The sequence below is a fragment of the Mycolicibacterium celeriflavum genome (assembly GCF_010731795.1).
Taxonomy (GTDB): Bacteria; Actinomycetota; Actinomycetes; order Mycobacteriales; family Mycobacteriaceae; genus Mycobacterium; species Mycobacterium celeriflavum.
This window is the reverse complement of sequence record NZ_AP022591.1, coordinates 1,793,769-1,815,305: the sequence shown is the minus strand read 5'-3', so window position 1 is coordinate 1,815,305 and position 21,537 is coordinate 1,793,769. Positions and strand designations below refer to the sequence as shown.

Sequence of the window (21,537 nt, the reverse complement as noted above, 5' to 3'; positions counted from 1 at the left end):
TTGCGGTTCCTATCGTCAGCGCCCTTGGAATTCCGGCGGGCGCTTGTTACGGAACGCCGCCAGGCCTTCTTTGAAATCCGCGGTGCGGCAGGACAACTCCACGCCGTACAGCTCCTGGTTCATGGCCTGCGGCAGCGTTGCGTGCTGGCCGTACTGGATTGCCTGCTTCGCCAGGCCGATGGCGACGGTCGGGCCGGACGCCAGCCGGTCGAGGAGTTCGTCGCTCGCGGCATCGACGTCCGGCTCGGGGACCGCGCGGTGGATCAGTCCCCACGCGAATGCCTCGGTGCCGTCGACTTTCTCGCCGAGCAACAGCATCCGTCGTGCCCGCGCCAATCCGACCAGCCGCGGCAGCAGCCACGTCGAACCCGAGTCGGGGCTGAAGCCGCGGCCGATGAACGGCTCCCAGAGCACCGCGTCGTCCGCTGCGACGGCGAAGTCGGCGGCCAGCGCTAGGTTGCAGCCGAGGCCGACCGCCCAGCCGCGCACCGTGCACACCACCGGCAACTGGATGGTGTGCACCAGCTCGACCAACCGGTTCGCGGTGTGGGGGATGCGCCGGGTGAGATCGCCGGTGCGTGGGCGTCGACCATCGGCGTTGGTGGCCACCCAGTCCGCGCCGGCGCAGAAGTCCGATCCGCCGCCGCGGATGTGCACCGCGCGCAGGGAGTCGTCGCTGGCGGCCGAGGTCAGGATCGCTACGAGCTCGTCGATCATGGCGTGGCTCAAAGAATTACGCTGCGCCGGTCGTTCGAGCGTGAGGCGCAGGATCGCGCCGTCGCGCGATGTCGCCACCGCCCCGTCGTCGGCCGTACCGGTCACCGTGGGATCCACCCATCTCAAGCTATATGGTTAGACATACCGTAATGCTATCTTGTACAAGTTAGCAAGGACAGCTCCCGAGATGGAAGGCAGGGCATGGCGCACACGACGCCCAGCTTCGGTGAGCAACCGCTGGCGCAGACCGTCGCCGCGGCGGGCGCAATCCGTCGGCTCAGCGGCCTGCTTCTGTCGCTGGAGCACGACCACCCGACCGTCGATGCAATGCTTCGGCAGATCGACGAGTGGGAACGCGAACTGGCCGCCGCGGCACCGGCGGACCTCACACCACGGATTGGGCCCGCTGCCACCGACTCCCAGCGCATCTACCTCGATCACGCATTCGACATCGGCGCGTACAACCCGGCCTTTCCCGAGTACACCTTCGACGAACTCGGCGAGGACACGGCCACGGGGCGGGTCAGCTTCCCGGTGCTGTTCGAAGGACCGCCGGGGCTGGTCAACGGAGGGTTCCTGGCGGTCTTCTTCGACTGCGTGACCCAGCATCACAGTTGCGCGACGGGGCGAACTGGTAAGACGCGCTCGCTGAGCGTCACATTCCGCAAGCCCACGCCGATCCTGACCGAGCTGAACTTCGACGTGACTCGCGAGGAGACCGACGGGCGGGTCACCTCGACCGCCCGCTTGCTGCGCGAAGACGACGTCTTGTGCATCGGCGAGTTCCACACGGCGGCCTCCCCGCCGGACCGGCTGTCGGTGTTCGAGTACGGGAAACGCCGCGTCAGATGACCAGGGCGCAGCGCATCCGTCAACCGAGGGTGGCCGAGATCGTCGCCGCCAGGCTGCGTGACGACATTCTGTCCGGGCGGCTCAAAGAGGGCGACGTGCTGCCGTCTCAGGACGGCTTGCTCGCAGAGTTCGGGGTCAGTCCGCCTGCGCTGCGCGAGGCGATCCACATCCTCGAGATGGACGGCCTGATCTCGGTGCGGCGGGGGAACATGGGCGGCGCCGTCGTCCACCAGCCCTCGGCCGACCGGACCGCACACATGATCAGCATGGTGTTGCAGTCGCGTTCGGCGACGCCGGCCGACGTCAGCGGCGCGCTCATGCATCTGGAACCGATTTGCGCGGGCATGTGCGCGGCGCGCGACGACCGGATGACCGAGGTCGTTCCGTACCTCGAGGCCGAAATCGGAAGGCAGATCGAGCAGTTCGACAGTCTGTCGCAGTATGTGCCCAATGCCAGGCGGTTCCACGAAGCCTTGGTGTCCCGTTGCGGCAACGAGGCGATGATCGTGTTGATCGGTTCCCTGGAGTTGATCTGGTCCGCCCATGAATCGTCGGTGTGGAGTGACGAGGGGGATCCCATGCAGCACAAGACCATGCGGGCGGCGCTACGCGATCACCAACGACTGCTCGACGCGATTCGCGACGGCAACGAAGCGCGTGCCGTGCGGTTGGCCACCGACCACCTGGCCGCCGCGCGGCGCAACACGCTCGCCGTCGGTACCGACAAAACCATTGAGGCCAAGCTCATTTCCAGCGTTCAGTGAGGACACCTGATGACCACCACCGCCGATGACCGTGTGCTGTTCGACGTCGACCGCGAGAAGCGGATCGCGACGATCACCTTCAACAACCCGGCACAGCGCAACTCCTATGACGCGGCGATGCGGGACACCGTCGGCCGGCACCTCGACGAGGTCGCCGACGACGACGACATCACGGTGGTGCTGTTGCGGGGCGTCGACGGTGTGTTCAGCACCGGGGCCGACATGAACAACGCCTACGGCTGGTACGGCGACAAGGAACGGCAAGAAGCCAAGAAGCGGCCCAGTCAGCGCAGGCGACTGGCGGTGGACCGAAGGTCGTTCGGCTTCTACCACAACTTCATGGGCTTCCCGAAGGTCACGGTGGGAGAGATCAGCGGATACGCGCTGGGTGGCGGCTTCGAGATGGCGTTGATGACCGACATCTCCGTGATTGCCCGCACCACGGAGATCGGGATGCCCGCCACCCGCTTCCTCGGCCCCGCGCTGGGCAGCCTGCACATGTTCTTCCACCGGTTGGGTCCGGTGCTCGCACGGCGACTCCTGCTCACCGGCGACATCATCGAGGCCGGCGCGGTCGAGCATCTCGGCGTCTTCACCGATACCTGCGAACCGGACAAGGTCGGGGCCAGGGCGCGCTACTGGGCGGAGAAGGCGGCCAAGATGCCGGCCGACGGCGTCGTGATCGCCAAGGAGGCGTTCCGCCTCGTCGAGCAGAGCCAGGCCTACCAGGGTGAGGAAGTGGCGAGCTATCTGTTCCACGCCTACGGGACGAACCTGCAGTTCGCCGAGGGTGAGTTCAACTTCGTCAAGACCCGAGCGCAGCACGGCACAAAGGAGGCGTTCCGGCTGCGTGACGAGCATTTTCACGTGCCCGAGCCCGAATAACAGGTCCGCTACACTATCTGCTAGTTTTGTAACGTCGCTTACGTCGAACCCGAGGTGGAAGAACATGCGCACACCCGTCATCGTCGGTGCCGCCAGGACGGCGATCGGCCGGTCCTTCAAGGGCACCCTGGTCAACACTCCACCTGAAACGCTGATCACCACCGTGCTGCCCGAGGTGATCCGGCGTTCGGGCATCGACCCGAAGGCGATCGACGACCTGATCTTCGCCGAATCGCATTACGGCGGTGGGGATCTCGCTCGCTATGCGGCCGACGCCATCGGCCTGCAGGATGTGCCCGGACAGTCGGTGAACCGGCACTGCGCCGGCAGCCTCACCGCGATCGGCAACGCGTCGGCGCAGATCGGCTCCGGCATGGAGCGTGCGCTGATCGCCGGCGGTGTGCAGTCGCTGTCCATGACGCCACTGGTCAACTGGCGCATCCCCGGCCCAGAGTTGAAGTTCGAAGAGAAGTGGATGCCGCCGACGCACGTCGAGACGCCCGACGCCCCGTGCAAGGACATGTCGATCACCGTCGGCTGGAACACCGCGCAGGCGGTCGGCATCAGCCGCGAAGAGATGGACGCGTGGGCGGCGCGGTCGCATCAACGCGCCATCGCCGCGATCGACGCCGGCAAGTTCGTCGACGAGATCGTGCCGCTGAAGGTTCAGCAGTTCGACGGCTCGGTGATCGAGTTCAGCGTCGACGAGCATCCGCGCCGCGACACCACCGTCGAGAAGTTGGCCGGCCTCAAGCCGCTGCATCCGGAGATCGAGGGATTCTCGATCACCGCGGGCAACAGCAGCGGCACCAACGACGCCGCCGCCGCGGTGGCGCTCGTCGACAGTGAGTACGCCGACGCCGAGAACTTGACCAAGATGGCGACCGTGCGGGCCTGGGCCGCGGCGGGTGTGCCGCCGCGCGATTGCGGTCTCGGTGCGGTGAGGGCCATCGGCAAGGTGCTCGATCGTGCCGGGCTGAAGCCCTCCGACGTCGCACTGTGGGAGATCAACGAAGCGTTCGCGTCCGTGCCGATCGCGGCCTGCCGTGAGTTCGGCATCGACGAGGAGTTGGTGAACTTCTCCGGAAGTGGTTGCAGCCTGGGCCATCCCATCGCCGCATCCGGTGCGCGGATGATCACCACCCTGGTCTACGAGTTGCAGCGGCGCGGCGGGGGCATCGGCGTCGCCGGAATGTGCGCCGGCGGCGGCCAGGGCGGCGCAGTCGTGATCGAGGTCTAGCCGACCACTGCTCGATTGTGCATCTGGCGACGTTTGTCGCCGGGAAACGTCGTCAGATTCACAAACGAAGCCAAAGTCACCGGCCAACTAACGCTTACGGGCGGCCTTTTTCGCGGGCTTGTTCGTGGCCTCGTCGATCAACCGGCCGGCATGATCGAGAATGCACTCGAGGCCAAACTCGAAGTTCTTGTCGTCGGCCGCACCGATGTGATGGCCCTTCTCGGTGACCAACGCCAGCAGCGGGGTGTTTTCGGCATCGATGGTCATCGTCTCTTCGATGTCGCTCGGACCCTCGGCGGTCGCGCGGTTCTTCTCGCGAAGGCGGTGCAGCACCACCGATCCGCGAACGTGCACCGACACCGCGGAGTAGGTGTCGAACGCGTCCTCGGCCGACAGGCCCGCCTCGACCAGGCCGGCGATCGCCTTCTCGACCTCCTGCACGCCGAGCTTGGCCGTTCGCGGGCTCAACGCGGACCGGATGAGGATCAGGTCGCACAAAATCGGGTTGCCCATGAACGTCTTTCGCATCGTTCGGGCGTGGTTGCGCAACGTCTCGCGCCAGTCCTTGGCCTCCACATACGGCGTCGCGAAGACGTACTGGCGCAGCGCGCGGTCGGTCATCGCGTTGAGCAGGTCGTCCTTCTTGCGGAAGTACCAGTAGATGCTCGTGACGCCGACGCCGAGGTGCTTGCCGAGCAGTGGCATGGACAAGTTGTCGATGCCCACCTGTTCGGCGAGTTCGAAGGCGCCGTTGATGATGTCGTCGGGATTGATGGATCCGCGCTCACGCCGCTGACGCTTCTCGGCGGTCGGTTGCCTTGCCACGTAGGGCACCTCCATCGAATCAGCTGCGCGTTGTGCTCCCGCGAACGGGGTTGGTCGACCTGAATGTACCGTCAGCCGCTTCCGACGGTGGTTTCACCGTTCTACTGTAAGTCCTATAGTAAGGTTCTCTACCGAATCGGGCAGCGAAAGGCCGTATGGATCTCGGGCTGAAGGACGCCACGGCCGTCGTGGTCGGCGGCGGACGCGGAATGGGTTTCGCGACCGCGCGCTGCCTGGCCGAAGACGGTGCGCGGGTGGCGGTCGTCGGCCGCACACCGGACGTCCTCGACGAGGCGGCGACGTCCCTCGCCGAACTCGGCAGCCCCGACGCTGTGGCGCTGACCGCCGACACCACCGATGCCGGCCAGGTTCAGCGGGTCTTCGAGGAGGTCGGGAAGCGCTGGAACGGCGGTCTGAACATTCTCATCAACGCCGTCGGACCCGACGTCATCGGCACCTTCGAGGATCTGACCGACGAGCAGTGGCGCAACGCGTTCGACGGCGGAGTGATGGGAATGGTGCACAGTGTGCGTTCGGCGCTTCCCTTGCTACGCAGCGCGGAGTGGGCGCGCATCGTGAACTTCTCCGCACATTCGACACAACGGCAGAGTGTGATCCTGCCCGCTTACACCGCGGCCAAGGCGGCGCTGACCAGTGTTTCGAAGAATCTGTCGCTGTTGTTGGCCAAGGACGAGATCCTGGTCAACGTGGTCTCGCCGGGCAGCATCGCGTCGGAAGCACTGATCGGCTGGGCCGAATCCGTCGGCGTCGACGGCACCGACCCGTACGCGTTGATGGCCGCCATCGGCGAGCACTTCGGCCATCCGGCTCACCTTCCGCGGGCCGGCTTACCCAGCGAAATCGCGCCCGTCGTCGCGTTTCTCGCGTCTCGGCGCAACTCGTACATGACGGGTGCCAACGTCAACGTCGACGGGGGCTCAGACTTCACCTGAGACTGAGGAGATCATCGTGGCGACGGCGAAAGACGCTCGGGAGTGGGCGCGCAGCCATCTCCGGGGCATCGGCGACTCGCTCTACACGCCGTTCTGCGGTGTCGACGGCGACGACATCGACTGGGACGCGTATCGGGCGCTGGTGCGGCACTGCGTCGGTGTTCTGAACCACCCGCTGCTGTGGTGCACGAGCGGCATAGCCGAATTCTGGGCGCTGACGATCGATGAACGAAAACGATTGCTGGAGGTCGCGATCGAGGAGGGTCGCGCCGCTAATCCCGACGTCGTCGTGCAGGCATGCACGGCCGCGACGGCGGCCAAGGACTGCCTCGAGCTGACGCGCCATGCGCAGGAGGCCGGCGCGGACATCGTCTACATCCAGACCCCGATGATGGAGGCGCACGGCGGAGTCGGAGTCTTGCGCTTTTTCCGGTACATCGCCGACCGCACCGACATCGCGCTCGGAATGTTCAACTCGCCGTCGTCGGGTTACGTGTTGACGCCGGCCGAAAGCGCCGAGATCTTCGATGAGATTGCGGCGGTGTGCGCGACGAAGGAGGGCGCGTTCCGGCCCGCGGCCAGCCGGTTGCTTCACGAGTTGGCACCCGGACTCGCCGTATGGGAGTGCGACAAGACCGTGTACCGCGCCGGTTGGCTGCGCGACGGTGTCGTCTGCCCTGCGCAACTCGGCACCGCCGGATACCTGTTCGAGACCGCGGCGCACCGGCCGTTCTCGGAGTACTGGGAGCTGATCCTGGCCGACAAGCTCATCGAGGCCATGGACCATGCGCGGGATTCGGGGCTGGACCAATTCGACCTCGACATGGGGTCGTGGTTCACCTGCTATCCGGGTCGGCCGGACTACTTCACGCATTGGGGTGGCGCGTTCAAGTACGCGGCATCGGTGCTAGGCCTGCCCATCGGCGCGTATCCGCACTCGCGGCCCCCGCAGGCGGAGCTGCCTGCTGAGGCGAAAGCCCAGATCGACGCTGCGTATCGGCGGTTCGGGCTGGTCGGCACGTGACTAGCCGGCAGTTGCGGAAGACGCTACCGATAGGTGTACAGTATGAGCATTCACAAGCCTCGGACCGCTGGAGGAGGACTGCCGGGTGAGCGCTCCTGACCACGTCGCCGAACCGGTCGCCACGCCGGTGCGCTACGAGGTGCGTGACACCGGCGTCGCGCTCATCACGCTGAATCGGCCGGAGCGGATGAACGGTTGGGGCGGCGGGCTCGCCACCATGTTCTACGAGCGACTGGACTGCGCCGAGGCGGATCCCGACGTGCGGGCGATCGTGGTCACCGGCAGCGGCCGAGCGTTTTGCGCCGGCGCGGACATGGGGGATCTGACGACGATCAGCGCCGCCACCGTCGACACCGCCGGCGACACCGACGTCGGAAAGCTGGTCGGCGCGCGCCATCCACATTTCGTGATGAGCATGCGCAAACCCGTCGTCGCCGCGATCAACGGCGCCTGCGCGGGAATGGGTTTGACGCTGGCGCTGATGTGCGACGTGCGCTTCGCGGCCGACGGCGCCAAGTTCACCACCTCGTTCGCGCGACGCGGGCTGATCGCCGAATACGGCATCTCCTGGATCCTGCCGCGGATCGTGGGCACCGGGGTGGCGATGGACCTGCTGCTGTCCGGCCGGGTGTTCTTCGCCGACGAGGCCGCCCGGCTCGGCGTGGTCAACGAGGTGCTTCCGACGGACGAGTTGCTGTCCCGCGCAATCGGCTATGCCGAGGACATCGCCGCCAACTGCGCGCCCAGTTCGCTGGCGGTGATCAAACAACAGGTGTACGCAGACACCATGCGCAATGTCGTCGAAGCCAGCGACCACGCCGAGAAGCTGATGCACGAGTCGATGACGCGGCCCGACTTCATCGAGGGCATCACGAGCTTCTTCGAGAAGCGCCCACCGAACTTTCCGCCCTTGACACCGGAGCAGGAGGACACCCGATGACTTCCCCGAAGCCGCTGGACTACATGGCCATCGACGTCGACAACCACTACTACGAGCCGATCGACTCCTTCACCAGGCACCTGCCCAAGGAGTTCAAACGCCGTGGGGTGCAGATGCTTTCCGATGGCAAGCGGACGTTCGCGGTCATGGGTGGCGTCATCAACCAATTCATTCCGAACCCGACGTTCGACCCGATCATCGAACCGGGCTGCCTGGACCTGCTGTTCCGCGGCGAGATCCCCGACGGCGTCGACCCGGCGTCACTGATGAAGGTCGACCGGTTGGCCGACCATCCCGAGTATCAGAACCGTGACGCCCGGGTGAAGATCCTCGACAAGCAGAACCTCGAGACGGTGTTCATGCTGCCGACGTTCGCGTGCGGCGTCGAGGAGGCGCTCAAGCACGACATCGAGGCGACGATGGCGTCGGTGCACGCGTTCAACCTGTGGTTGGACGAGGATTGGGGCTTTGACCGGCCCGACCACCGGTTCATCTCGGCGCCGATCATCTCGCTGGCCGACCCCGACAAGGCTGTCGAAGAGGTCGAGTTCGTCCTGGGTCGGGGCGCCAAGACGGTATGCGTGCGACCCGCACCGGTGCCCGGCGTGGTGAAACCGCGGTCGCTGGGCGACCCGCTGCACGACCCGGTCTGGGCGCGCCTCGCCGAAGCCGGCGTTCCGGTGATCTTCCACCTGTCCGACAGCGGATACCTGGCGATCGCGGCGCTGTGGGGCGGCAAGTCGACGTTCGAGGGCTTCGGCAAGAAGGACCCGCTCGACCAGGTTCTGCTCGACGACCGCGCCATCCACGACACGATGGCCTCGATGATCGTGCACCAGGTGTTCACCCGGCATCCGAAGCTGAAGGTGGCCAGCATCGAGAACGGCTCCTACTTCGTCTATCGGTTGATCAAGCGGCTGAAGAAGGCGGCCAACACGGCGCCGTACCACTTCAAGGAGGACCCGGTCGAGCAGTTGCGCAACAACGTCTGGATCGCGCCGTACTACGAGGACGACGTCAAACTGCTGGCCGAGACCATCGGCGTGGACAAGATCCTGTTCGGTTCGGACTGGCCGCACGGTGAAGGCCTCGCCGACCCCATGGCGTTCACCGCCGACATCCCGCAGTTCCCCGAGTTCAGTGTCGAAGACACCCGGAAGGTGATGCGCGACAATGCTCTCGAGCTGCTCGGCGCGAACGTGCGGGCCGGCGCCCAACGATGAGCGAATGGACCATCGGGGCGGTCCTCGACGCGATCGCCCAGGCGGTGCCGGATCGGCTGATGACGGTCTGCGGCGCCCGCCGCAGCACGTTCGGTGAGTCGGCCGACCGCACCCGTCGGCTCGCGAACTACCTTGCCGGCCACGGGTTCGGCGCGCACCGCGAACGCGCCGAACTGCAGAACTGGGAGTGCGGGCAGGACCGCGTCGCGCTGCTCATGCACAACGACCTCTACCCCGACATGGTGATCGGCTGCCTGAAGGCGCGCACGGTGCCGGTGAACGTGAACTACAACTACACCCCCCGCGAGGTCGCCGAACTCCTCGACTACCTACGCCCCCGCGCGGTCATCTACCACCGGTCCTTCGGGCCGAGGTTCGCCGACGTGCTCCCGCCGGCGAGCGCCGACCTGATGATCTCGGTCGACGACGACAGTTCGGTTCCGCAGTTGCCCTGTGCGACTCCGTTGGAAGATGCGCTGGGGCAAGGCGATACCGACCACCACATCGCGCCGTCGCCCGACGACGTGATGATGGTGTGCACCGGCGGCACCACCGGCCGACCCAAGGGCGTGATGTGGCGCCAGAGCGACACCTACGTCATCTCGATGAACGGTGCCGATCACGACTCCGTCGACGAGATTCACGCCAAGGTCGCACACGGGGGTCAACCGTGGTTCGCGGTATCTCCGCTGATGCACGCCGCTGGGATGTGGACGGCGTTCGCCGCTCTGCTCAACGGCCTGCCGGTGATCCTCTATGACCGGACGAGGTTCGACCCGCGCGCGGTACTGGAAACCGCGCAACGGGAGAAGGTCGGCCTGATGACGATGGTCGGGGACGCCTACGCCGCGCCGCTGGTCGACGAGTTGCGCAGCGGCTCCTATGACCTGTCGTCGTTGTTCGCGATCGGGACCGGGGGAGCGGCGACCAATCCGAAACACCAACGCGCGCTATTGGACCTGCTGCCGCAGATCACGTTGATCAACGGGTACGGGTCCTCCGAAACCGGCAACGTCGGGTTCGGCCGCAGCCAGCGCGGCCAGGAAAAGGACACCTTCGAACTGCGTGAAGGTGCGCTGGTGCTGTCCGAGGACTACCGCCGCTTCTTGGCCCCCGGCGAAGACGAGGTCGGCTTCGTCGCCCGCGGCGGGCGCATTCCGCTGGGCTACTTCGACGACGAAGCGGCGACACGACGGACGTTCCCGGTCGTCGACGGCCGCCGCGTGGTGATCTCCGGCGACCGGGGATCGCTGGCGGCCGACGGCACGCTGCGGTTGTTCGGCCGCGACTCACTGGTGGTCAACACCGGGGGCGAGAAGGTGTTCGTCGAGGAGGTCGAGGAAGTGTTGCGCGGCCACCCAGGGATCGCCGACGCGCTGGTGGTGGGGCGGCCCAGCGAGCGGTGGGGCCAGGAAGTGGTGGCACTCGTCGCACTGCGGGACGGCGCGCATGCCACCCACGACGCACTGCGCACACACTGCACGTCGAGCCTCGCACGTTTCAAGTCGCCGAAGGAGTTCATCTTTGTCGATCAGATTCGTCGCCTCGGCAACGGCAAGCCCGATTACCGCTGGGCGAAAAGCACCGCAACACAACAGGCGTCGCTGACATGAGCGCCCAAGCCTCCCCGAAGGCCAACCGGGCCATTGACTGCCTGGTCAACGTCCACTTCGGCGAGACCGAGCAACAGCCGACGTGGATGCTCAAGGTCCGCGACGACTATTTCAAGGGCCCGCAGTCGATGTTCGCGCCCGTCGATCTGAGCGAATTGCTCGACGAGATGGACGAACAGGGCGTCGTCAAGGCGATCCTGATGGACAGCATCGCCAAACCCTCGACGACGGCGCGCAAGTTCGTCGACGCCAGGCCCGACAGGTTCGCGCTGGCGATGGGGGGTGTCAACCTGTTGCGGCCCATCCCGTCACTGCGGGAGCTGACGGCCGTCGTCAAGGACCTGCCGGTGGCGTATACGGCTGTGGGACCGAGCTTCTGGGGCGACGGTCAGTATCCGCCCAGCGACGCCGTGTACTACCCGCTCTACACCAAGTGCGCCGAACTCGGGTTGCCGCTGTGCGTCAACACCGGCCTGCCGGGACCGCCGATTCCCGGCGAGGCGCAGAACCCGATCCACCTCGACCGGGTCTGCGTGCGGTTCCCCGAACTCAAGCTGTGCATGATCCACGGTGCCGATCCGTGGTGGGACGTCGCGATCCGACTGCTGATCAAGTACCAGAATCTTCGCCTGATGACGTCGGCGTGGTCGCCGAAGCGGTTGCCCGACAGCCTGCTTCACTACATGCGCACCCGAGGACCGAACAAGGTGATCTATGCGTCGGACTGGCCGGTGCTCAAGATGCGCCGGGTCGTTCCCGAGGCCCTCGCCCTCGACCTGCCCGCCGAGGCGCTGGACAACTACCTGTACAACAACGCCCACGAGTTCTTCTTCGGGACCGACGACCAGGAGCAGTGATGGACCGCTACGAACTGCGCAGGCTCGACTACAGCCTGTCCGAGGACCACCAGGCGCTACAGGCGGCGTACAAGGACTTCTTCAAGACCCACTGTTCGATCGAAACCGTCCGCGCGGCAGAGGCATCCGGCTTCGACAAGAGCCTGTGGGAGCGGCTGTGCACCACGGGCGCGACCACGATGGCGCTGCCCGAAGCCCTGGGCGGCGACGGCGCGACGCTGGTCGACCTGACGTTGGTGGCCGAGGAGATCGGCCGGTCGCTGGCCCCGGTGCCGTGGATCGACCACGTCTGCGCTGCGCGCTTGCTCGGCCGACTCGGCTCCGTCGATCCTGAAATCGTCAGCGGCACGCAGATCGTCGGCCTCGACCCACAGCAGGACAGCGCCCCCGGGATGCGACTGCTGCCCAGCGGAGCGGTCGCCGACCATCTCGTCGTGCGCGCCGGAGACGACATCGTCAAGCTGACCTTCGCCACCCGGCCCGTCAAGGTCGACAACATCGGCCGGTTGCCGATGGCCTGGATCGACCCGTCGGCCGCTGACAGCCGGACGGTCCTGGCGAGCGGGACCCAGGCGCTGGCGGAATATCAACGGGCACTGGACGAATGGCGCGTCTTGACCGCCGCGGCGCTGGTCGGCCTCGTCGAAGAGACGATGACCATCGCGGCCGAGTTCGCCAAGACCCGCTACACCCTCGGTGTGCCGATCTCGACATTGCAGGCGATCTCGCATCCGCTGGCCAATATCGCGATCACGGTCCAGGGCGGGCGCAACCTCGCGCGCCGCGCGGCGTGGTTCCTCGACAACGAGCCCGACGAGCGGCCCGAACTGGCCCCCTCGGCATTCGTGTTCATGGCCGAAGAGGCGTCCAAGGCCGCCACGATGGCGGTCCAGGTCCAGGGCGGGCTCGGGGTTTCGGCCGAGGCCGCCGCCAGCGCATACCTGTTACGCGCCAGAGGCTGGGCGCTGGCCGGAGGGGACCCCGCCGCCAGCGCCAAGTACATCGCCGAGATCGTCGCGGCGCGGGAAAGTGGAGAGGGCGAGTAAATGGATTTCTCACGGGTCGAACTCTCCGACGAAGACCAGGCCTTCCAGGACGAGGCGCGCGCGTTCCTGCGTGAGATAGTCACCGAGGACGTCCGGCGCCGCGATCGTGAGACCGGCGACAACTTCGACGAAGGCGTCCACCTCGCGCTCGGCAAGGCCGGTTACCTCGCGCGCGAATGGAAGCCCGAATCCGAAGGCGGGTTCAACCGGGTCCGGCGTCGGATTTGGGAACTGGAGAAGCGCCGCGCACACGTGCCGTGGGTGACGTTCGGCACCACCGCAATGATCGCGCGGTCGGTGGACAAGTTCGGCTCCCCCGAACTCAAGGCCGAGGTGATGCCGCGGGTGTACACCGGCGAGGTCCGGCTTTGCCTGGGCTACACCGAACCCGAAGGCGGATCCGACGTCGCGACGTGCAAGACCAGAGCCGTGCGCGACGGCGACGGGTGGGTCATTAATGGCTCGAAGATGTTCACCACCGGAGCGCACAACTGCCAGTACGTCTTCTTGATCACCAACACCGATCCCGACGCACCGAAGCACAAGAGCCTCACCATGTTCCTGGTACCGCTGGACTCGCCGGGCATCGAGATCCAGGGCATCCGCACCGTCGACGGTGATCGGACGAACATCGTGTACTACAGCGATGTGCGCGTGGACGACAAGTATCGCCTCGGCGAGGTGAACGACGGCTGGACGGTGGTGCGCGAACCGCTCAACGTCGAGCACGGCGCGGTCGAAGCGGCGGCCGACGGTCTTCAGGACGTCTCGATCATGATGCATCAGGCCAACACCATGGCCGCCGCGGTCGACAAGGCCGCGGCGAAGGTCACGGAGCCAGAACCCAACGGACGCAGGTTGATCGACGACGGCTCGGTGGCGTACCGGTTGGGACGCAGCGTCGCCCGCATGGAGGCGGCGTTCTCGGCCACCAGCATCTTCGGCCGGGTGGCGCTGGCGCAGACAATGCGGGACATTTCGCCGGTTCTGATGGACCTCCTCGGCACCGCGTCGTCGCTGCCGCTCGGCGCCGACGGTGCCGCCGACGACGGCGCTGCGGAGTACGTGTATCGCTTCGCGCCGCTGGTCGGCATCTACGGTGGCACGCTGGAGGTGTTCCGCAACATGATTGCGCAGTACGTGCTGGGCCTCGGTAAGCCGGCCTACGCGCCCGTCGCCAAGAAAGCGTCCTAAGCTTTCACTGCGCGAGCGTGCGTGCTTGCGCACGCCACGCCGCGCTTCCAGCAACACTTGCGCACGTTCGTGACCCACGGAAGGTGACAACATTGCCGCCCGCCAACCGCCGAGCACTCGTGATGGGGCCCAGCGGCTTCGTCGGCTCACACGTCACCCGCAAACTCGTCGAGCGCGGCGACGACGTGCGGGTGTACCTGCGCAAGACCAGTTCGACAGTGGCCATAGACGACCTCGAGGTGGAGCGCTGCTACGGCGATCTCTACGACGACGAGGCACTGCGAGCGGCGATGTCGGACCGCGACGTCGTCTACTACTGCATCGTGGACACCCGCTTCCACCTGCGCGACCCGGCGCCGCTGTTCGAGACGAACGTCAACTGCCTGCAGCGGGTGCTCGACGTCGCCGCCGAGGCCGACCTTCATCGGTTCGTGTTCTGCAGCACCATCGGCACGATCGCGCTGGGCGACGGACGAGGTCCGGTCACCGAGGACATGCCGTTCGACTGGGGCGACAAGGGCGGTGCGTACATCGAATCACGCCGGCAGGCAGAAGATCTCGTGCTGCGCTACGTGCGCGAACGTGGGCTTCCGGCGGTGGCAATGTGCGTGTCGAACCCGTACGGCCCGGGCGATTGGCAGCCGCATCAGGGGTTGATGGTGCAGTACGCCGCGTTCGGCAAGATTCCCGCCTACATCACAGGTGTGCACACCGAGGTCGTCGGCATCGAGGATGTCGCAGAGGCATTTCTGCTCGCCGGGGAGAACGGCGGGATAGGCGAGCGGTACATCATCTCCGAGTCATACATGTCGATGCGAGACATGTTGCAGACAGCGGCAACCGAAGTGGGGGCGACGCCACCGCGATTCGGCGTCCCGCTCGCTGTGGTGTACGCCTCGGTGCGCGTGGCGAACGTCGTCGGCAGGCTGGTGCGACGCGAGGTTCCGATCAACGCGACCGGTGTCCGACTGTTGCACATCATGCCGCCGGCGGACCACAGTAAGGCGACCAGAGAACTGGGCTGGCAGCCACGGCCGACCGCCGAGTCGATCAGACGCGCCGCGCGGTTCTATGTCGAACGCGCGAAAGAGATGGCCAAGTGACCGAAGCCGATCTTGTCGAGATCGAAGCGATCAAACAGTTGAAGGCGCGCTACTGCAGGCTGCTCGACACCAAGCAGTGGGCGGCCTGGCGCACCATCTTCACCGACGACTTTCTCAGCGACACCTCCGAAGCGGGCGGCAAGGTAATCGACGGCGCAGACAAGTTCGTCGCGTTCACCCGAAAAAGTCTGCGCAACCAGGCGACCGTGCATCAGGTGCATGCACCGGAGATCGTGATCACCTCGCCGACGACGGCGCGCGGTGTGTGGGCACTGGAGGACGTCGTGCGATTCGGTCCTGGCATCAACCTGCGTGGGTACGGGCACTACACCGAGACGTACGAGAAAGCCGACGGGCAGTGGCGCATCAAGAGCTCGAAGCTGACGCGTCTACGCGAAGACGTCGGCAATGGCCTTGTCGCCGTGTTCATCTCGGATCCGATGCGCCGCGCAATCGGTCGGCTGTCGCGTCGGGTGTTGAAGTAGGGCTCAGGACCGGAGGAAATCCAGCAGGTCGGCGTTGATGACGTCGGCATGCGTGGTCGGCATGCCGTGCGGGAATCCCCGGTAGGTCTTCAGCGTGCCGTTCGGCAGCAGTTCGGCGGACCGCGGACCCGCGGCGACGTACGGCACGATCTGGTCGTCCTCGCTGTGCATCACCAGAACCGGAACGGTGATCTTCTTGAGGTCCTCGGTGAAGTCCGTCTGCGAGAACGCGACGATGCCGTCGTAGTGCGCCTTGGCGCCGCCCATCATGCCCTGGCGCCACCAATTCGCGATGATCGCTTCCGATGCCTCGACACCGGGGCGGTTGAATCCGTAGAACGGGCCGGACGGCAACGCGCGATAGAACTCCGAGCGGTTGGCGGCCAATTGCGCCTGCAGGTCGTCGAACACATCCTTCGGCAGTCCGGCTGGATTGGCCTCGGTCTTGACCATCAGCGGCGGCACAGCGCTGATGAGCGCCGCCTTGGCCGCTCGACTCTCACCGTGGCGCGCGAGGTAATGCGCGACCTCGCCGCCGCCCGTCGAGTGTCCGACATGGATCGCATCGCGCAGGTCGAGGTGTTCGACGACCGCGGCAAGATCGTCGACGTAATGGTCCATGTCGTGACCGTCGGCAACCTGCGACGACCTGCCGTGGCCGCGACGGTCATGCGCGACAACGCGGTACCCGTGCTTCAGGAAGAACAGCATCTGGGTGTCCCAGTCGTCGGCCGACAGCGGCCAACCGTGGCTGAACACGATCGGTTGACCCGAGCCCCAGTCCTTGAAGAAGATGTCGACGCCGTCGCTCGTGGTGATCGTGGGCATGGCCTACAGCATGCCTGCGTAGCTCGATGTTTTCGCGGTTATGCGCTGATCCGCCGCTCGCGAGCAGAGCGGGTCAGGTGGTCAAGATCGTCGCGGCGGCGGTGCCCGGCGCGCCATACAGTTGAGAGAAGCCGACTTTCGGTTCTCCCGGGACTTGGCGGTCGCCCGCCTCGCCGCGCAGTTGGCGCACCAGTTCGTGGATCTGCCGAAGACCCGACGCGCCGATCGGCTCGCCGTTGGCGATCAGGCCCCCGTCGGTGTTGACCGGCAGGGAGCCGGTGATCTCGGTTGCCCCGTCGGCCAACAGCTTCTCCTGCTCGCCGTCGGCGCAGAACCCGCACTCGGCCATGTGGATGATCTCCGCTCCGGCGTCGGTGTCCTGCAACTGAATGACGTCGACGTCTTCCGGTGCCATACCGGCTTTTTCGAACGCGGCTTTCGCGGCGTAGACGGTCGGCGCGACGTCCTCCTCGACCGGCGCGAACGTGGTGTTCACCTCGTAGGCGCCGTACTTACGAGTGCGAACCTCGACCGCCCGCAGGTACACCGGCTTGGCGGTGTAGCGCTCGGCGATGTCGGCGCGACACATCACGACGGCCGCCGCACCTTCGTCGGGGGCGCAGAACATGTACTGGGTGAGCGGATAATTCAGCATCGTTGAGTTGAGGATCTGGTCCTCGGGGATGGGCTTACGGCGGAAGGCGTTCGGATTCAGCGCGCCGTTGCGGAAGTTCTTCGCCGCGACCTTCGCCAGTGTCTGCTGGCTGATGCCGTGCTCGTGCAGATAGCGGTTGGCCTTCATGCCGAAGAACTGGGTGGTCAGGTACTGGCCATTTTCGGCGTACCACCGCGGCATGCCGACGAGGGCGGGATCTTCGGTGAACGCGCCGCGCGGGTGCTTGTCCAGGCCGATGGCAATGCCGATGTCGTAGTCGCCCAGTCGAATCCCGTCGGCGCAAGCCTTGGCGGCGCTGGCCGCCGTCGCACAGGCGTTGAACACGTTGGTGAACGGGATGCCGGACAACCCTACCATGCCGACGATCGCGTCCGGGTTGGCGACGGTCCAGCTGCCGCCCGTCGCGAACTGGATGTCCTTCCACTCCACGCCGGCGTCGGCGACGGCGGCGAAGATCGCGTCGACGCCCATCTCCATGGCCGATTTGCCCTCGAAACGGCCGAACGGATGCAGGCCGACACCGATGATCGCGACGTCATTCATCTGCGCATTCCTCCTGAGCCGGGCCTGTGCTAACTGTAATGCTTACAGTATCGTAGTCGGCGTGGCACCGGTGATCGAGCACAAGCCGACGTTCTGCCGCATCTGCGAGCCGTTGTGCGGGATGATCGCCACTGTCGAGGACGGACACCTGGTGGCGTTGCGGCCCGACAAGCAGCACCCGCTGTCGGCCGGCTTTGCCTGCCAGAAGGGCATCGCGTTCACCGAGGTGGTCAACGACCCGGACCGCGTCACCGTCCCGCTGCGCCGGGGTCCCGACGGTTTCGAGCCGGTTGGCTGGGACGAGGCGATGTCCGACATCGCGTCACGACTGGGCGAGGTCCTGCGCCGAAACGGGTCCGGCGCGGTCGGCTGGTACATGGGCAACCCGGGTGCGTTCAGCTATGCCCACACGTTCGCGGCGCTGCTGTTCATCAAGGGACTCGGACGCCACGGGCACTACTTCACCGCGTCGTCGCAGGACACCAACAGCAGGCTGATCGCGAGCCAGTTGCTCTACGGCGTGCCGACGTCGGTCCCGATCCCGGACCTGACCCGCACCGACCTGCTGGTCATGATGGGCGCCAATCCCGTTGTGTCGCATGGAAGTTTTCTCACCGCACCACGGATCAAAGACCGGATGCACGACATCGTCAAGCGCGGTGGCCGCGTGGTGATCGTCGATCCGCGGCGCAGTGAGACCGCGATGGCGTTCGAATGGCTGGGCGTCGTGCCGGACACGGACTCGTTGCTGTTGTTGTCGCTGCTGCAGGTGATGTTCGCCGACGGCCTCGTCGACATCGTCACAGTGAAACGGCAGGCCGACGGCGTCGAGTGGTTGCGTTCGTTGTGCGGGTCGTTCACTCCGGAGGCGACTGCGGCGCAGACCGGTATCGATGCCGACAGCGTGCGCGCGCTGGCGTACGACCTGGTGCGGACGCCGCGAGCCGCCGTCTACGGCAGGCTCGGCACCTGCGTGGGTAGCCACGGCACCTTGACCACCTATCTCATTGACGCGGTCAACCTGGTGGCGGGCAACCTCGATGTGCCGGGCGGTTCGGTGTTCAGCTCGATGCACACCGTCGGCCAGAGGTGGCAGAACGTCGCGATGGGCGCCGTCATGCGGCGGTCGTATCGGCGTAAGCGGTCGCGGATCAGCGGAACCCCGAGCGCGATCGGTTCCGAGCCCGCGGCGCTGATGGCCAAGGAGATCACCACACCGGGTGACCGCCGGATCCGGGCGATGTTCGTCTCGGCCGGCAATCCCGTGCTGTCGGTGCCGAACGGTGAGGAACTCGAGGCAGCGTTCGGGGAACTGGAGCTGTCCGTCGCGCTCGACTTCTACGTCACCGAGACGAGCGCGCAGTGCGACTACATCCTGCCCGTCACCACGATGTACGAGCGCGACGACTTCCCGTACACATTTCAGGCGTTTCAGGCCACACCGTTTCGACAGGCCACCGAAGCCGTCGTCAAACCCGTCGGTGAGGCGCGAGGCGAATGGGACATCGTCGAGGACCTCGCTGGGCGGCTGGGGCGTCGTGTGCCGGCCTTCGCCGTCTTCAATGGTGTGCGAAGGCTGCTTGACGCGTGCGGTTTCGAGTTGACGCCACGGCTGATGATGGACGTGTTGGTGCGAATGTCAGAGGGTGGCAACCGGTTTGGCCTGCGTCGCGGTGGATTGACGCTGCGGCGGCTGACCGAGGAGCATCCGCACGGCGTCGTGCTGTCACCGCACATCCGCACGGGAGTGCTGCGCGGAGCGGTCGCGTACCTGTCGCGACGTGTGCGCTTGGAACATGCCGGAATCGCCGCCGAGGTCGAGAAGCTGTCGCGGCGTTCGCGCCCCGACGGCTACCCGCTGCGGATGATCGGCATGCGCGAGCCACGCTCGGAGAACTCGTGGATGCACAACTCACCGCTGCTGATGCGTGGCGATCCTCGCCAGCATGCGTTGATGCATGTCGGCGATGCGGCCGAGCAGCAGATCGTCGACGGCGACGAGGTGCGGATCAGCTCGCCCCATGGCGCCATCACGGTTCCGGTCCTGACGACCAAGGATCTGGTCGCCGGGGTGGTCGCGGTGCCGCACGGCTGGGGCCACAAGGGCACGGGCTCCTGGCGACTGGCGAACCGCGCCGGTGGCGCCAACGTCAACCAGCTGACGTCGAGCGACCCCGCCGACGTCGAGGCGTTGTCGGGGATGGCGTGGTTGACCGGAGTCCCCGTGCGCGTGGAGCGCGTTTAGTCCCGTACCTAACTGCCGCGAGCGAGCGTGCTCACCCTTATGCGCGAGCGTGCGTGTCTGTACACGACACGCCGCGCAGTAGCGGCACTTTGTGCACGGTCGGCATCCCGTGAGCGTGCGCAAACCGCTTACGATTTGCGGCGTGGCGCGAAGCAGACACGCACGCTCGCCAGGTTACGGGGTTACGCGATCGCGCCCTTGTCCTTGAGCGCCTCGATGCGGTCCCAGTCCATGCCGATGTCCATCAGAACCAGTTCGGTGTGCTCGCTGGCCTGCGGGGCGCGCGTGGTCTCCAGCGGCTCGTGATTGAACTGGACCGGCCCGCGAACCACCTTGAACGGATCACCGCCGTCGGCCGCCTCGACCTCGACGACCATGTCGTTGGCGAGTGCCTGCTCGTCGCCGCCGAGGTCGAGCAGGCTCTGGAACGGCGCCCATTGGCCTTTCATCGTCTTCAGATGTTCGCGCCAGTAGTCGAACGGCTTGCTGCGGATCGCCTCGGCGATCAATTCGGCTGCGGCGGAGGCGTTTTCGATCAACGGCATGACGTCGCAGAATCGCGGGTCGTCGGCCAGTTCCGGCAGCCCGAGATGGGCGAAGGCATCGCGGATGTAGCCGGTCGGGCTGACGATGCACAGGTTGATGGTGCCGCCGTCCGAGGTCAGATAGTTCGCCATGAACGGGTTCACGCTCGGGCCGGTCGCGTCCGGCATCAGCGAGCGCATCGTCTCCCCGGTCTCCATGCCCTGTGTCACGCTGGCGCCGGCCGCCCACCATGCGGTGCTCAGCAGCGACACGTCGAGTTCTACTGCCTCGCCGGTGCGCGCTCGATGAAACAGCGCAGCCGAGATCCCGCCCGCGATGTTCATGCCGCCGATCGAGTCGCCGAACGCCGGAATGCCTTGCGACAGCGCCCCACCAATCTCTTCCGGCGTCAACGCGTGGCCTACTCCGCTGCGCGTCCAGAACGCGGTGCCGTCGAACCCGCCGACGTCACGCTCGGGTCCCTTGTCGCCGTATGCGCTGCCACGCGCGTAGATGATGTCCGGGTTTGCGGCGCGAATGTGCTCGACGTCGAACCTGTTCTTCTGCCGCTGCGCCGGAAGGTAGTTCGTGAGGAAGACGTCGGCGGTCTTGGCGATCTCGTAGAGAACTTCCTGGCCCTCCGGTTTCGACACGTCGATGCCGATACTGCGCTTGCCGCGGTTGGGGTGCTCGATCAGTGGGTGGCGGTCGGGGTCGAGTTGGAAGCCGCCCATGTTGATGAAGCCGCGCTGGGTATCGCCGCGCACCGGGTGTTCGACCTTGATGACGTCGGCACCCCAGTCGGCGAGGATTGCTCCCGCCGCCGGAACGAACGTGAACTGTGCGACCTCGAGGACGCGCACGCCCTCCATGACCTTGACCAACTCGGCTCCCTTGTATCCGTCACTCCGGCTGTTGTAATAACTTACTGTAAGCTTTACAGTTAGTCGTCCCGCAGAGTCCGATTGTACGAGGTAGCTGGGTGAGTTCCGCAAAAAA

20 protein-coding genes are annotated in these 21,537 nt (G+C 66.0%); 15 read left to right on the top strand and 5 right to left on the bottom strand.

Annotated elements, in window-relative coordinates; genetic code table 11:
- Positions 1 to 15: 15 nt before the first annotated feature.
- A complete protein-coding gene (locus G6N18_RS08890; protein WP_083002008.1) occupies positions 16 to 834 on the bottom strand; it encodes an enoyl-CoA hydratase/isomerase family protein in 819 nt (272 codons plus the stop codon).
- Between the two features lie 84 nt (positions 835 to 918).
- On the opposite strand from G6N18_RS08890, the gene G6N18_RS08885 reads away from it, so the two are divergent.
- The 4 genes from G6N18_RS08885 to G6N18_RS08870 all read left to right on the top strand — a co-directional run bounded on the left by G6N18_RS08885 (position 919) and on the right by G6N18_RS08870 (position 4,458).
- Complete coding sequence (locus tag G6N18_RS08885; protein WP_083002007.1) at positions 919 to 1,569, top strand: hotdog family protein; 651 nt, start codon at positions 919 to 921, stop codon at positions 1,567 to 1,569.
- Positions 1,566 to 2,333: a FadR/GntR family transcriptional regulator gene (locus G6N18_RS08880; RefSeq protein ID WP_083002005.1), complete on the top strand. Its 768-nt coding sequence runs from the start codon at positions 1,566 to 1,568 to the stop codon at positions 2,331 to 2,333. Before G6N18_RS08885 ends, G6N18_RS08880 begins: the two co-directional genes overlap by 4 nt.
- Before the next feature lie 9 nt (positions 2,334 to 2,342).
- Entirely contained in the window at positions 2,343 to 3,218 is an 876-nt protein-coding gene (locus G6N18_RS08875; protein ID WP_083002003.1) for an enoyl-CoA hydratase/isomerase family protein, read from the top strand.
- Positions 3,219 to 3,282: 64 nt separating this feature from the next.
- Positions 3,283 to 4,458 carry a thiolase family protein gene (locus G6N18_RS08870; RefSeq protein WP_083002002.1) on the top strand — a complete coding sequence of 392 codons (1,176 nt, stop codon included), beginning with the start codon at positions 3,283 to 3,285 and terminating at the stop codon, positions 4,456 to 4,458.
- A gap of 87 nt (positions 4,459 to 4,545) precedes the next feature.
- On the opposite strand, the gene G6N18_RS08865 is transcribed toward G6N18_RS08870, so the two are convergent.
- Entirely contained in the window at positions 4,546 to 5,283 is a 738-nt protein-coding gene (locus G6N18_RS08865; RefSeq protein WP_083002180.1) for a TetR/AcrR family transcriptional regulator, read from the bottom strand.
- Between the two features lie 155 nt (positions 5,284 to 5,438).
- Here G6N18_RS08865 and G6N18_RS08860 point away from each other — a divergent pair, with 155 nt between their 5' ends.
- The 10 genes from G6N18_RS08860 to G6N18_RS08815 all read left to right on the top strand — a co-directional run bounded on the left by G6N18_RS08860 (position 5,439) and on the right by G6N18_RS08815 (position 15,721).
- Positions 5,439 to 6,236 carry an SDR family NAD(P)-dependent oxidoreductase gene (locus G6N18_RS08860; RefSeq protein ID WP_083002000.1) on the top strand — a complete coding sequence of 266 codons (798 nt, stop codon included), beginning with the start codon at positions 5,439 to 5,441 and terminating at the stop codon, positions 6,234 to 6,236.
- 16 nt (positions 6,237 to 6,252) lie between these two features.
- Positions 6,253 to 7,260 (top strand): dihydrodipicolinate synthase family protein, encoded by a 1,008-nt coding sequence (locus tag G6N18_RS08855; RefSeq protein WP_083001998.1) that lies wholly within the window; start codon positions 6,253 to 6,255, stop codon positions 7,258 to 7,260.
- 85 nt (positions 7,261 to 7,345) lie between these two features.
- On the top strand, positions 7,346 to 8,200 hold the full coding sequence (locus G6N18_RS08850) for an enoyl-CoA hydratase (RefSeq protein ID WP_067216068.1): 855 nt from the start codon (positions 7,346 to 7,348) through the stop codon (positions 8,198 to 8,200).
- Positions 8,197 to 9,423 (top strand): amidohydrolase family protein, encoded by a 1,227-nt coding sequence (locus G6N18_RS08845; RefSeq protein WP_067216072.1) that lies wholly within the window; start codon positions 8,197 to 8,199, stop codon positions 9,421 to 9,423. The genes G6N18_RS08850 and G6N18_RS08845 overlap by 4 nt, the downstream gene beginning before the upstream one ends.
- Positions 9,420 to 11,036, top strand: a complete 1,617-nt coding sequence (locus G6N18_RS08840; protein ID WP_083001997.1) for an acyl-CoA synthetase — start codon at positions 9,420 to 9,422, stop codon at positions 11,034 to 11,036. The genes G6N18_RS08845 and G6N18_RS08840 overlap by 4 nt, the downstream gene beginning before the upstream one ends.
- Positions 11,033 to 11,893 carry an amidohydrolase family protein gene (locus G6N18_RS08835; RefSeq protein WP_067216078.1) on the top strand — a complete coding sequence of 287 codons (861 nt, stop codon included), beginning with the start codon at positions 11,033 to 11,035 and terminating at the stop codon, positions 11,891 to 11,893. Before G6N18_RS08840 ends, G6N18_RS08835 begins: the two co-directional genes overlap by 4 nt.
- Positions 11,893 to 12,939 carry an acyl-CoA dehydrogenase family protein gene (locus G6N18_RS08830; RefSeq protein ID WP_067216081.1) on the top strand — a complete coding sequence of 349 codons (1,047 nt, stop codon included), beginning with the start codon at positions 11,893 to 11,895 and terminating at the stop codon, positions 12,937 to 12,939. Before G6N18_RS08835 ends, G6N18_RS08830 begins: the two co-directional genes overlap by 1 nt.
- The gene (locus G6N18_RS08825; protein ID WP_083001995.1) at positions 12,940 to 14,133 is read left to right on the top strand and encodes an acyl-CoA dehydrogenase family protein; all 1,194 of its coding nucleotides are present in this window, start codon (positions 12,940 to 12,942) and stop codon (positions 14,131 to 14,133) included.
- A 122-nt stretch (positions 14,134 to 14,255) separates the two neighbouring features.
- A complete protein-coding gene (locus tag G6N18_RS08820) occupies positions 14,256 to 15,236 on the top strand; it encodes an NAD-dependent epimerase/dehydratase family protein (RefSeq protein WP_083001993.1) in 981 nt (326 codons plus the stop codon).
- Complete coding sequence (locus G6N18_RS08815) at positions 15,233 to 15,721, top strand: nuclear transport factor 2 family protein (RefSeq protein WP_067216091.1); 489 nt, start codon at positions 15,233 to 15,235, stop codon at positions 15,719 to 15,721. Before G6N18_RS08820 ends, G6N18_RS08815 begins: the two co-directional genes overlap by 4 nt.
- Positions 15,722 to 15,724: 3 nt before the next feature.
- On the opposite strand, the gene G6N18_RS08810 is transcribed toward G6N18_RS08815, so the two are convergent.
- Positions 15,725 to 16,549, bottom strand: a complete 825-nt coding sequence (locus tag G6N18_RS08810; protein ID WP_083001991.1) for an alpha/beta fold hydrolase — start codon at positions 16,547 to 16,549, stop codon at positions 15,725 to 15,727.
- Between the two features lie 73 nt (positions 16,550 to 16,622).
- A complete protein-coding gene (locus G6N18_RS08805; RefSeq protein WP_083002178.1) occupies positions 16,623 to 17,768 on the bottom strand; it encodes a thiolase family protein in 1,146 nt (381 codons plus the stop codon).
- Between the two features lie 121 nt (positions 17,769 to 17,889).
- Here G6N18_RS08805 and G6N18_RS08800 point away from each other — a divergent pair, with 121 nt between their 5' ends.
- A complete protein-coding gene (locus G6N18_RS08800) occupies positions 17,890 to 20,013 on the top strand; it encodes a molybdopterin-containing oxidoreductase family protein (protein WP_407663577.1) in 2,124 nt (707 codons plus the stop codon).
- 182 nt (positions 20,014 to 20,195) lie between these two features.
- On the opposite strand, the gene G6N18_RS08795 is transcribed toward G6N18_RS08800, so the two are convergent.
- Positions 20,196 to 21,410, bottom strand: a complete 1,215-nt coding sequence (locus G6N18_RS08795) for a CaiB/BaiF CoA transferase family protein (protein ID WP_067214184.1) — start codon at positions 21,408 to 21,410, stop codon at positions 20,196 to 20,198.
- Positions 21,411 to 21,537: the final 127 nt, after the last annotated feature.